The sequence below is a fragment of the Saccharopolyspora oryzae genome (assembly GCF_027853915.1).
GTDB classification, from domain to species: Bacteria; Actinomycetota; Actinomycetes; order Mycobacteriales; family Pseudonocardiaceae; genus Saccharopolyspora; species Saccharopolyspora oryzae.
The window spans coordinates 23,320-34,786 of sequence record NZ_JAQGLA010000078.1; the positions used below are offsets into that span (position 1 = coordinate 23,320).

The 11,467-nt window shown below is 70.7% G+C and carries 13 protein-coding genes; 9 read left to right on the plus strand and 4 right to left on the minus strand.

The window, feature by feature from the left end; translation table 11 throughout:
* Window positions 1-102 precede the first annotated feature (102 nt).
* Together OU415_RS30850 and OU415_RS30855 are read right to left on the minus strand one after the other, a co-directional pair.
* The gene (locus OU415_RS30850; RefSeq protein ID WP_270952952.1) at window positions 103-1,716 is read right to left on the minus strand and encodes a Na+/H+ antiporter; all 1,614 of its coding nucleotides are present in this window, start codon (window positions 1,714-1,716) and stop codon (window positions 103-105) included.
* A 240-nt stretch (window positions 1,717-1,956) separates the two neighbouring features.
* Window positions 1,957-3,060, minus strand: a complete 1,104-nt coding sequence (locus OU415_RS30855; protein WP_270952966.1) for a glycerophosphodiester phosphodiesterase — start codon at window positions 3,058-3,060, stop codon at window positions 1,957-1,959.
* A gap of 182 nt (window positions 3,061-3,242) precedes the next feature.
* Here OU415_RS30855 and purD point away from each other — a divergent pair, with 182 nt between their 5' ends.
* The 6 genes from purD (at window position 3,243) to OU415_RS30885 (ending at window position 7,817) form a co-directional block, all read left to right on the plus strand.
* The gene (gene purD / locus OU415_RS30860; RefSeq protein WP_270952953.1) at window positions 3,243-4,508 is read left to right on the plus strand and encodes a phosphoribosylamine--glycine ligase; all 1,266 of its coding nucleotides are present in this window, start codon (window positions 3,243-3,245) and stop codon (window positions 4,506-4,508) included.
* Window positions 4,509-4,648: 140 nt separating this feature from the next.
* Window positions 4,649-4,948, plus strand: a complete 300-nt coding sequence (locus OU415_RS30865; RefSeq protein WP_270952954.1) for a hypothetical protein — start codon at window positions 4,649-4,651, stop codon at window positions 4,946-4,948.
* A 12-nt stretch (window positions 4,949-4,960) separates the two neighbouring features.
* Complete coding sequence (locus OU415_RS30870) at window positions 4,961-6,151, plus strand: transglycosylase SLT domain-containing protein (RefSeq protein ID WP_270952956.1); 1,191 nt, start codon at window positions 4,961-4,963, stop codon at window positions 6,149-6,151.
* A gap of 23 nt (window positions 6,152-6,174) precedes the next feature.
* The gene (locus OU415_RS30875) at window positions 6,175-6,357 is read left to right on the plus strand and encodes a PspC domain-containing protein (protein ID WP_270952957.1); all 183 of its coding nucleotides are present in this window, start codon (window positions 6,175-6,177) and stop codon (window positions 6,355-6,357) included.
* 26 nt (window positions 6,358-6,383) lie between these two features.
* A complete protein-coding gene (locus tag OU415_RS30880; RefSeq protein WP_270952958.1) occupies window positions 6,384-7,556 on the plus strand; it encodes a pyridoxal phosphate-dependent aminotransferase in 1,173 nt (390 codons plus the stop codon).
* Window positions 7,557-7,652: 96 nt separating this feature from the next.
* A complete protein-coding gene (locus tag OU415_RS30885) occupies window positions 7,653-7,817 on the plus strand; it encodes a hypothetical protein (RefSeq protein WP_270952959.1) in 165 nt (54 codons plus the stop codon).
* A 45-nt stretch (window positions 7,818-7,862) separates the two neighbouring features.
* On the opposite strand, the gene OU415_RS30890 is transcribed toward OU415_RS30885, so the two are convergent.
* Together OU415_RS30890 and OU415_RS30895 are read right to left on the minus strand one after the other, a co-directional pair.
* On the minus strand, window positions 7,863-8,462 hold the full coding sequence (locus OU415_RS30890) for an HAD family hydrolase (protein ID WP_408641941.1): 600 nt from the start codon (window positions 8,460-8,462) through the stop codon (window positions 7,863-7,865).
* Between the two features lie 13 nt (window positions 8,463-8,475).
* Window positions 8,476-9,492, minus strand: a complete 1,017-nt coding sequence (locus OU415_RS30895; protein ID WP_270952960.1) for a threonine aldolase family protein — start codon at window positions 9,490-9,492, stop codon at window positions 8,476-8,478.
* Between the two features lie 168 nt (window positions 9,493-9,660).
* On the opposite strand from OU415_RS30895, the gene OU415_RS30900 reads away from it, so the two are divergent.
* The 3 genes from OU415_RS30900 to OU415_RS30910 all read left to right on the plus strand — a co-directional run bounded on the left by OU415_RS30900 (window position 9,661) and on the right by OU415_RS30910 (window position 11,306).
* Complete coding sequence (locus OU415_RS30900; RefSeq protein WP_270952962.1) at window positions 9,661-10,176, plus strand: SigE family RNA polymerase sigma factor; 516 nt, start codon at window positions 9,661-9,663, stop codon at window positions 10,174-10,176.
* Window positions 10,177-10,190: 14 nt separating this feature from the next.
* Window positions 10,191-10,829: a hypothetical protein gene (locus OU415_RS30905; protein WP_270952963.1), complete on the plus strand. Its 639-nt coding sequence runs from the start codon at window positions 10,191-10,193 to the stop codon at window positions 10,827-10,829.
* A 156-nt stretch (window positions 10,830-10,985) separates the two neighbouring features.
* Window positions 10,986-11,306, plus strand: coding sequence for a DMT family transporter (locus tag OU415_RS30910; RefSeq protein WP_270952969.1), 321 nt, complete (start codon window positions 10,986-10,988; stop codon window positions 11,304-11,306).
* Window positions 11,307-11,467: the final 161 nt, after the last annotated feature.

Consider the following 11,467-nt stretch of genomic DNA (forward strand, 5'->3'; position numbering starts at 1 on the left):
CGTCTCCGGACGCAAATTCCATTGAAATCGGACGTCTGATTTCAATGGAATTTTGATCCTGGGCGGTGACTCGACTGCGCGACCGGCGCCGCTGCTGATCGCTCAGCGGTTGCGCCAGGAGCTGTCGAGGGCAGCTTCTTGGAGGTCCAGCTCTCGGAGGACCCTCCGGAGGATCTCGTCGTCGAGGTGGCCCGCGTCCCGTTCGTCGGCCATCGCCGAGCGCTGGACCTCGAGGAGGTCGCGGCGGAGGTTCGAGAAGCCCCGGCTCGCGGTGTCCTCGCGCTCGTCCGGGGTTCGGCCGACCTGTTCCGCCGCGGCCATGCCCTGGTGCTCCACCAGGGCCTTCATCCGGGTGATCATCCGCTCGTAGCGCTCCGGGTCGGTGTTCAGGTCCGCCGGGGTCAGCTGATCCAGGTAGCGCAGGGCGGCGTTGGTGGCCGTCACCCGGGCTTCCGCCTCGGCGTGGTCGTCGCGGGCCGCCTCGTCGGGGTCGATGACGTCGAGCTTGCGGATCAGCCAGGGCAGCGTGGTGCCCTGGACCAGGATGGTGGCGACCGTGATCACCGACGCGATGAACTGGATCAGGTCCCGCGCCGGGAACGGATCGCCGGTGCTGGTGGTGAACGGGATCGCGCCCGCCGCGGCGAGGGTGACCACACCGCGCATCCCCGCCCACGACAGCACCGCCGTGCGCCGCCACCGGCCGCCGGGCCGTTTGCCGGGCGAGAGCAGGTGCGACAGGCCGGGCAGGTAGTTGGAGCTGAACATCCACAGCACCCGGAAACCGATCGTCGCGGCGAAGATCGCCACCGTGGACAGCAGCAGCGAGCTGATGTCGCGCCCGGAGGCGATCAGCTCGTCGACCACGGTCTTCAGCTGCAAGCCGATGTAGGCGAACACCAGGCTCTCGAGCAGCAGGTTGATCGAGGCCCAGACGGTGTGCTCCTGCAGGCGACCGGCGGCGCGGGCGCGCGGCTGGTTGTGGCCGACGTAGAGCCCGGCGGTGATCACCGCGAGCACGCCCGAGCCGTACAGCTCCTCGGCGGTGAGGTAGGCGAGGAACGGCACCAGCACGCCCAGCACCGTGGCCACCTGCACGTCCGGGATGCGGGTCCGCGCGGCCTGCGCGAGCACGCCGAACACCAGCCCCAGCCCGACTCCGACCACCACGGCCAGCACGAACACCAGCACGCCGTGCGCGAGCGTGGGGGTCGTGCCGACGACGGCGGCGATCGCCATCCGGTAGATCGTCAGGGCGGCGGCGTCGTTGATCAGGCTCTCGCCGCCGAGGATCGTCATGACGCCGCGCGGCAGCTTCAGCTGGCGGCCGATCGAGGAGGCGGTCACGGCGTCCGGCGGGGCGATCACCGCGCCGAGCACGATCGCCGAGGCCAGCGGCAGCTCGGGGATCAGGACGAAGGCCAGCCAGCCGATCAGGAACGACGTGGCGATCACCTGCAGCACGCCGTGGTGCACGATCTTGCGGATCTGGGCCCGGAAGTTCGTGTAGGAGCTCTCCAGCGCCGCGGCGTAGAGCAGCGGCGGGAGCACGACGGTGAGCAGCAGGTCCGGGTTGATGTTCAGCTCGGTGGGCACCGGGATCAGCGACACCAGCAGGCCGACCAGCACGAGCAGCAGCGGAGCTGCGATCTCGCGGCTGCGGGCCAGGGCGGTGACGAGCAGCGCGCCGATCAGCACGAGGAGCAGTTGGACCACCGGGTGACACCTCCGTCCATCATGGACAGGTTAGGCAGCCGATCCCCCCGCTGGCTCGTCGTTCCGATCCTGATCACAGCCCTCACCCGTCCAGGTGAACTCCCGGTCGCAGGGAACTGCAGTTTCAATTGAAACTGTGATCCGCCGTGGGTGGGTTCCGCAGTTTCAATTGAAACTGCGGATTCGCGGAACCAGGACGGCCCGCCCATCCGGGTGATGAGCGGGCCGTTGCGGGGTGGGTCAGCGACCGGCGTAGTCGTCGCGGGCCGTGATCGCGATGTCCGGGTGGTCGGAGAAGATCCCGTCGATGCCGGTGTCGAACAGCGCCTTGAAGAAGCCGAAGACGTCGCCGAAGGCCTTCGGGTCGTCCGAGGACTGGAAGTCCTTCGGCAGGAACTTGTTCTCCGCCCGCACGGTGTAGGGCACGACCTCGAGGCCGGCCGCGTGCGCGTCGGCCACCACCGGCGTCGGATCGCCCAGGTACCCGTCGTCCTTGACCGGCAGGACGACCTTGGTGTCCGGCCCGATCACGTCCGCGTACCCGGCGATCTCCTTCAGCCCCTCCGGCTTGACCAGGTCGGCGTAGGTGCGCGGGTCACCGGACTCGATGAAGTCCTGCGGCGCGCCGCTGTTGCTGATCAGCTGGACCAGGTCCACCTGCAGCGACTTGTTCAGCTCCTTGAGGTTGCCCACCTCGAAGGACTGCACCGCGACCTTGGCGCCCGGCCGGTTCAGGCCGTTGGTGGTCAGCGCCTGGACCACACCGGGCTCCAGCGGCAGGCCGAGCTTGGCGAAGTAGCTCGGGTGCTTGGTCTCCGGGGCGACGCCGATGTCCCGGTTCAGCTCGCGGGACAGCCGGGCGCGCAGGTCCAGGACCTCCTGGAAGGTCGGCACCTCGTAGCGGCCGTCGTAGATGGTGTTGTTCGGCCGCACGTCCGGGATCCGCTCCTTGGCGCGCAGCGTCTTGAGCTCGGCCAGCGTGAAGTCCTCGGTGAACCAGCCGGTCAGCGACGCGCCGTCGATGACCTTGGTGGTCTTGCGGTCGGCGAACTCGGGGTGGTCGGCGACGTCGGTGGTGCCGCCGATCTCGTTCTCGTGCCGCGCGACCAGCACGCCGTCCTTGGTCGGCACCAGGTCCGGCTCGATGTAGTCCGCGCCCATCCGGGCGGCCAGCTCGTAGGAGGCCAGCGTGTGCTCCGGCCGGTAGCCGGAAGCGCCGCGGTGGCCGAACACCGACACCTGCTCGGTGCCGGCAGGTCGGTTCGGTGCGGCGATGGCCGGTGCGGTGATCAGCCCGAGCGCCGCTGCGCCCGCGACGGACAGCGCCGTCAGGCGTACCCGAATCGTCAATTTGCCCTCCCGTGTCTCGCAGCGCGTTGATCAACGCTGCACACTCGGGCAAAACACTGACCGCCGCAATCGACCATTCGCGCAAGGCGGTGCGACATCGGGCCGACCGCCAGGTGAACGCCGAGTTGGCGGGGGCAGCTCCCGCGTGGCCTGCCGCACGCTCTACGCTGCGGTTCGTGCGAATCCTCGTGATCGGTGGTGGCGGCCGGGAGCACGCGATCGCCCTGGCGCTGTCCCGCGATCCCTCAGTCACGGCGCTGGCCTGCGCGCCCGGCAACGCCGGTACCGCTGCGCTGGCCGAGAACTACGGCGTAGACGTCGCCAAGCCCGCCGAGGTGGTCGAGCTGGCCACCAAGTGGCAGGCCGACCTGGTCGTCTTCGGCCCGGAGACCCCGCTGGTCGCGGGCGCGTCCGACGCGGTCCGCGCGGCGGGCATCGCCTGCTTCGGCCCGTCCAAGGCGGCGGCCCGCATCGAGGGCTCGAAGGCCTTCGCCAAGGACGTCATGCTCGCCGCGGGCGTGCCGACCGCGCACAGCGAGATCGTGGACAACCCCGCCAAGCTGGACGCCGCGCTGACCCACTTCGGCCCGACCTGGGTGGTCAAGGACGACGGGTTGGCCGCGGGCAAGGGCGTGCTGGTGACCAGCGACTTCGACGCAGCCCGGGCGCACGCGCTCACGCTGCTCGACAGCGGTCACCCGGTGCTGCTGGAGTCGTTCCTGGACGGCCCGGAGGCCTCGCTGTTCTGCCTGGTCGACGGCACCACGGTCGTCCCGCTGCTGCCCGCGCAGGACTTCAAGCGCGTCGGCGACGGCGACGCGGGCCCGAACACCGGCGGCATGGGTGCCTACGCGCCGCTGCCGTGGGCGCCGGAGGGCCTGGTCGACGACGTCGTGCGCGACATCGTGCAGCCGACCGTGGACGAGCTCGCGCGCCGCGGCACCCCGTTCTCCGGGCTGCTCTACGCCGGTCTCGCGCTGACCTCCAGCGGCCCGCAGGTGATCGAGTTCAACTGCCGCTTCGGCGACCCGGAGACCCAGGCGGTGCTGTCGCTGCTGCACACGCCGCTGGCCGCGCTGTTCAACGCGGTGGCGACCGGCACGCTCGCCGAGCAGCCGCCGCTGGAGTGGGAGTCCGGTTCGGCGGTGACCGTCGTGATCGCCGCGGAGGGCTACCCGGGGCGGCCGCGGGTGGACGACGTGATCCAGGGCAGCGACGCGCAGGGCGTGCTGCACTCCGGCACCCGGCGTCGCGAGGACGGCGCGGTGCTCTCGGCCGGTGGCCGCGTGCTGTCCGTGGTGGCCACGGGCGAGGACTTGGCGGCGGCGCGCGAGGCTGCGTACGAGCGGGTCAACAACGTGCACCTGCCCGGTTCGCACCACCGCACCGACATCGCGCTCCGCGCTGTGCGGGGAGAGATCACCGTTCCGACTGCCCGATAGGGACATTCGGGTCGAAACCGCCCGGTGGCGAGGGGAAATCCCGCCACCGGGCGGTTTTTTCTGGTGTTCTGAACCTCCAGGGGGAACCGGGCCCGCCGTCCCCGCCGTCGAATCGAGCGGGCCGAGCACGAGGAGGGGTCGTGGCGAAGGCGGGCTACAACTTGGCGGCGCTGGAGGACTGCCGCGCGGAGCTGGACGGCAAGGCCGGTCCGGTGGGGGCGGTCGGCGACGGCTTCGAGGGGCAGCACGTCGATGCTGCGATCTTCGGGAAGCTCGACGCGGCCGGTGATTTCGCCAGCGCGATCATCGAGCTGGACGCCGCGGGCAAGCAGCAGTTCGACGCGGCCGAGCAGCTGCTGCGCAGCGCGAGCGGCGAGCTCGACTCGGTGCGCACGAGCATGGACGACATCGATCAGGCCAACGCCGACTCGTTTCGCTGATCTGGGGTTCTGATGGGGATTTCGGGAGAAGTCGCGAGCAAGCCCGGCGGTGGCCGGCTCGCCGAGCAGCTGCGCAAGATCGAGGACAGCAGGCCGGAGGACATCCGCGCGATCGGCGATCGGTGGCGCGAGGCGGCGGCGAAGGCCGACGACCACGGCAACGAGCTGGGCAAGGCCGTGAACGGCCTCGACGGCAGGTGGGAAGGCGGTTCCGCGGACGCCTTCATCGGTTACATGGGCAAGGTCAACGGCGGCTTCGGCAAGGCCCACGAGGCGTTGCAGGGCTCGGCCGACGCGATGAACGAAGCGGCGGAGGCCGTGCAGTCCGCGAAGGACCAGGTCAACGCGATCGGCGAGCGGGCGCTGGCCGATGCGCGCCGCGCGGACCAGGCCTACGAGAAGGACGTCGCGAACGCCGAGGACGACGAAGAGGCCAAGGACGAGGCGGCGAAGCGGCGCGACGAGGCCATCACCAAGGCGATGGAGGAGCACGCCGGGGAGGCCGAGGGCAAGATCGCCGAGGCGAACTCGAAGCTCAGCGCCGCCCTGGGCAAGCTGCGCAGCGCCGCGGGCGGGCTCGACGGCGTGTTCTCCGCGCTGCCGAAGGCCGGTGTGGCGGAGCCCGCGTCGACCGAGCAGCAGTCCGCGACACCCGGCGGCGGACAGCACGGATCGCCTGGCGGGACCAGCGGTTCCGGTTCCGGCGGGTCGGGTTCCGGCGGCGCCGGTGGTGCTGGCGGCGGCGAGTCCGGTGGCGGCGGTGGCGTCCACTCCGGAGGCGGCTCCGGCGGTGGTGGCGGTGGTGGCCTCGGGCCGAGCGGAGGTCCGCCGGCGGGTCCGCCGCCCGGGAACGTGCAGGAGTGGATCAAGGAAGCGATCAAGATCCTGCAGGCCAACGGCATCCCGGTCACCGAGGACAACATCGACGAGATCTGGACGATCATCCAGAAGGAGTCCGGCGGCAACCCGAACGCGATCAACGACTGGGACTCCAACGCGGCCAAGGGAACCCCGTCGAAGGGCCTGATGCAGTGCATCGACCCGACCTTCCAGTCCTACAAGCTGGCGGGCCACGACGACATCTGGAACCCGGTGGACAACATCATCGCGGGCGTCCGCTACACCTTCGACCGCTACGGCGGCTTCGACGGCCACCCGGGCCTGAAGTCGATGGCGTCCGGCGGCGGGTACCAGGGCTACTGACGATCTTCCCTAGGGTGGCGCGCATGGCTGAACGTTTCGTCCGACGCCGTCGGGGGTCCTGGATCGGCGGGGTGTGCGCGGGCATCGCGGACCGGTTGGGGCTGCCGCGGATCCTGGTGCGCCTGCTGTTCGTGCTGGCCAACGGGGCTGGGCTGGTCGTCTACCTGCTGCTCTGGACGTTCACGAAGGTCGAACCCAAGAAGTAGCCCGACGATCTGGCAGGCTGGCGGGCATGGTGACGACGGACGCGCTCGCCGCAGCCCCACGCGCGAACATCCCCCCGTTCCAGGTGATGGAGGTGCTGACCGCCGCTGCGGCGCGGCAGCGCACCCACGGTGATGTCCTCTCGCTGGCCGCCGGCCAGCCGTCGACCCCCGCGCCGGAGGCGGTCCGAGAAGCCGCCGCGGCGGCGCTCACCGCCGATCCGCTCGGCTACACCGAGCAGGTCGGCCTGCTCGCGCTGCGCGAAGCGATCGTCGGGCACTACGACCGGACGTACGGGCTGCCGGTGCAGGCCGACGACGTCGTTGTGACCACCGGCGCGTCCGGCGCGTTCCTGCTCGCGTTCCTCGCGGCTTTCGACGCCGGGGACCGGGTCGCGCTGGCCCGCCCCGGATACCCGGCGTACCGCAATATCCTGTCCGCGCTGGGCTGCGAGGTCGTGGAGCTGCCGTGCGACGAGACGACCCGCTTCCAGCCCACCGTCGCCATGCTGGAGGAGCTCGACGAGCCGGTGCGCGGGCTGATCGTGGCGAGCCCGGCGAACCCGACCGGCACCGTGCTCTCCGACGCCGAACTGGCCGAACTCGCCTCCTGGTGCGATGCCAACGGCGTGCAGCTGATCAGCGACGAGATCTACCACGGGCTGAGCTACGGCGACCCGCTGCACTCGGCGTGGGAGACCTCCCGCGAGGCGGTCGTGGTCAACTCCTTCTCCAAGTACTGGTCGATGACGGGCTGGCGGCTGGGCTGGATGCTGGTGCCGCCGCGGTTGCGCCGCGCGGTCGACGCCTTGACCGGCAACTTCACCCTCTGCCCGCCCGCGCTGTCCCAGCACGCCGCGGTGGCGGCCTTCTCCCCGGAGGCCTACGAGGAGGCCGCCGGGCACGTCGAGAGCTACCGGAAGAACCGCGAGCTGCTGCTGGACGGCCTCGCCTCGCTCGGCATCACGAAGGTCGCCCCCGCCGACGGCGCGTTCTACGCGTGGGCCGACATCGGCCACTTCACCGACGACACGTCCGCGTTCTGCCGGCGCCTGCTGGACGAGACCGGGGTGGCGGTGGTGCCGGGCGCGGACTTCGACCCGGAGCTGGGCGGCCGCTACGTGCGGATGTCCTTCGCGGGCAGCGCGGACGACATCGCGGAGGCCGTCGAGCGCCTGAAGGCCTGGCTGCCGCGACCCTGAGTTTTCCCTGGTATCCGCGTCAGGTGGGACTAATCGGGCACTCCATCTGGCAGGCTTGTGGTGACGGGTTGCCGCGGTCGAGCTGAGGTGCTTGCGATGTTGTGGAAGGTGATCGGCGGACTGCTGGTCCTGTGGTTGGTGATTTCGGTCGCTGGTGTCGTCATCAAGGGCCTGTTCTGGCTCGCGGTGATCGGCGGCATCCTGTTCGTCGCGACCGCCGCGCTCGGCTGGGCCCGGGACCGCAAGCAGATCAAGCCGTAGCTGACGCGAGGGGCACCTCCGACCGGGAGGTGCCCCTCCAGCACGTCAGACGAGGATTTCGCGGGCCTGCAGGAGCGTGCGCGCCGCTGCGGGCCCGGGCCAGAGCTCAGCGGACAGCCCGGCTTCGCGGGCGCCGTCGATGTTCTCCTGGCGGTCGTCGAAGAACAGGCATTCCGCCGGCCGGGCGTCGATGGTCTCCAGCAGCGCGCGGTAGATGCGGGCGTCCGGTTTGGCCAGATTCAGGTCGCCGGAGAAGACCAGGTGCTTGAACAGCCGCGCCCAGTCCGCGTGCTCCGCTGCGCGGCCGAACGACGACGGCGCGTTGGAGAGCAGGGCCATCGTGACGCCCTGCCGGTGCAGGTCCTCCAGCAGCTGCACCGCCGCCGGGTCGGTCTCGTACCAGCCCGCGACGTCGGCCCGGGTCAGGCGCGCGGACAGGGCTCGGTCCACCTCGCGGTCGAGCCGGGCGCCCACCGCCCGCCAGTAGTCCAGGTCCGGGCAGCCCCAGTCGTAGGCCTTGCGCTCGGCGAAGTACGCCGCCTCGAACTCCTCGGGATCCGCGCCGCACATCGCCGCGAGCTCGGGCAGCGCCGCCGTCCGGCGGCTGATCACCTCGCCGTAGTCGAAGACGACCCAACGCACCACGGGCACCTCCTGGTCAGATCCGGGCTTCCTCGATCCGGTGCAGTGCTTCCTTGATGTCGGCCGTGGAGACGTCGCGGTGGGTGACGAAGCGGATCTGGCCGCTCATCGACACCGCGTGCACCCCGACCGCGGACAAGCGTTCCAGGGACAGGGCCACGTCCGGCACCGCCGCCAGCACGATGTTGGTCTGCGGCGTGGTGACCGACCAGCCGTGGTCGGCCAGGCCCTCGGCGAGCAGCCGGGCGTTGTCGTGGTCGACGGACAGCGCGTCGATGCGGTCCAGCGCGACGAGCCCGGCCGCGGCCAGCACACCGCCCTGCCGAACGCCGCCGCCGAGCATCCGCCGGACCCGCCGGGCCTCGCTGATGAAGTCCTCGGAACCTGCGATGACCGACCCCACCGGCGCGCCGAGCCCCTTGCTCAGGCAGGCCTGCACGCTGTCCACGCCGACGGTCAGCGCGGCGGGCGGCAGGCCGAGGGCGATCGCGGCGTTCCAGATCCGGGCGCCGTCGAGGTGGATGCGCAGGCCCTTCTCGCGGGCCGCGGCGGCCAGCTGCGCGTGCTCGTGCGGCGGGGTCACCGCACCACCAGCGCTGTTGTGCGTGTTCTCCAAGCACAGCAACGTGGTGCGGAGGGTGTCGTAGCCGGAATCGCCGTGCCCGCGCACGGTTTCCGGGGTCGGTCGTCCGGGCCCGGCGTTCCACTCCAGCGGCTGCGGCATGCCGCCGGCCAGCCAGGCTGCCGAGCCGAACTCGTAGGCGAGCACGTGCGAACCGTGCGGCGCGAGGAACCGGTCTCCGCGCTGCAGGTGCAGCATCAGCGAGATCAGGTTGCCCATCGAGCCGCTGGGCACCCACAGGGCAGCGGTGGCGCCGAGCAGTTTGGCGACGCGTTCCTCCAGGGCGCGCATCGTGGGGTCGTGGTCGAGCACGTCGTCGCCGACTTCAGCGGCCGCCATGGCCGCGGACATCTGCTCGTCGGGACGCGTGACCGTGTCGGAGCGGAGGTCGATCGGGGCCAGATTGGTCACGAACAGATCACATCACATCGACCCGGGGTGAGGGAAACAGCCCGGCGCGGTCCGCTGGGGGGACTGCGGTATCAATCACTGGGGTGGATTGCCCGGTCGCCGCGTGCAACGGTTGGGGCCGGGCGTCCCGTCCTACACGTGCAAGCACTGACGAGCGGAGAGTTCCGCGTGGACCAGCACGAGGAGCAGGAGTTCGCGGAGTACTTCGCGGCTCGGCGGGAGGCGGTGCGTCGGATGGCGTACATGATGTGCGGTGACTGGCACCGCGCGGACGACCTCGCCCAGACCGCGTTCATCTCGCTGCACCGGCACTGGCGGAAGGTGCGCGACAAGGGCGCGCTGGACGCCTACGTGCGCCGGACGCTGACGCGGGCGGTGATCGACGAGTCCCGGCGCCCGTGGCGGCGGGAGCGGGCCGCGGAGGTGCTGCCGGACCGCCCGGTGGACAACCCGGACGTGGACGACTCGGTGGCGACCAAGCAAACCCTGCTCACCGCGTTGCAGAAGGTCCCGCCCAAGCAGCGCGCGGTGCTGGTGCTGCGGTTCCTGGAGGGGCTGGACGTCGCGGGCGTCGCAGCGGTGATGCGGTGCAGCGAAGGCAACGTGAAGAGCCAGAGCGCGCGGGGCCTCGCGGCGTTGCGCGAGGTGCTCGGTGATGAGCTCGGCGATCTGCGGTCGGCGTGAGGAGGTGCGGGTAAGTGGACGAGAGCAAGCTTGAAGAGCTGTTTCGCGATTCGGTGCAGTCCGTTCCTCCGGCGTCGTTCGACGAGCACGACGTGGCTCGGGCGTCGCGGCGGATCACGGCTCGGCGCCGGATGACGGCTGTCGGCGGCACGGTGGTGGCCGCCGGCGTGCTCGCGGGCGGTGTCGCCCTGGTCGTGCCGTCGGAGCAGAAGACCGTCACCAGCCAGGCGCAGCCCGAGGTCGCGTCGCCGCGCAGCGACGACGGGCCGAGCGTCATGTCCACCCGCGGTGGGCGCTGCGGGCCGGACGCGCAGCTGGCCGCGGCGGTGACCAAGGAGCTCCCGGAAGCCGCGGCGACGGCCCCGGTGGCCACGCCGAGCTGCCCGTCCGGCGCGAAGGTGGCGTCCTTCGTGCTGAACGAAGGACCGGCGGCGGGCAACGTGACGGTGATCGTGAGCCCGGTCGGCACGGTGCCGCCGGACCAAGCGGCCCCGGGCGACACCCGGCGTCCGGACGGCTCCGAGCAGTCGGTCCGCGCGACGCGCAGCGGCAAGCTGGTCATCGCGCGCAGCAACCCGAACCAGGGGTCTCCGGCGGCGCCCTATGGCGCCCGCCTCCCCGAGATCGCCGGAGCCGTGGCGACCCAGTTCTGACCCAGCACTCGACGCCGGGGCGGGCACCGACCCGCCCCGGCGCTTGCATGCGGGTGGTGGGTTCCGTCACCAGAGTGGTACATCTGTACCAGAAAATTGGTACGGTAGTGCCAGAAAGTTCGGCGGCCGGGTTGAAGGAGAGGGCGACCAGCGATGATGGCCTGGATCATTCTGATGGTGTCGGGGGTTTTCGAGGCTGGATGGGCGATCTCGCTCAAGCTCTCGCACGGCTTCAGCCGCCTGGGTCCGACCATCTCGTTCTTCGTGCTCGCCGCGGTGAGCTTCTCGGGCCTGGCCTACGCCATGCGCGAGCTGCCCGCAGGCCCGGCCTACGCGGTGTGGACCGGCATCGGTGCCGCGCTGACGGCGATCGTCGGAATGCTCTGGCTCGGCGACGGCTTCTCGGTCCTCAAAATGGTCTCGATCGTCCTGATCGTCGCCGGAGTCATCGGCCTCAACCTCGCCGGCACCCACTGACCCGGAACCACAGTTTCAATTGAAACTGCAGACTCCCCGTTACCGTTTTCGTGGCTCTGATCAAGAGCCCTGGTCGCCAGGCCTGGCATGACTTTGTCCCCCAGTCGAACGGATGATCCGGGGGGTGGTGTCACCAGGCCTGGTGGCATCGGTGGACCGCT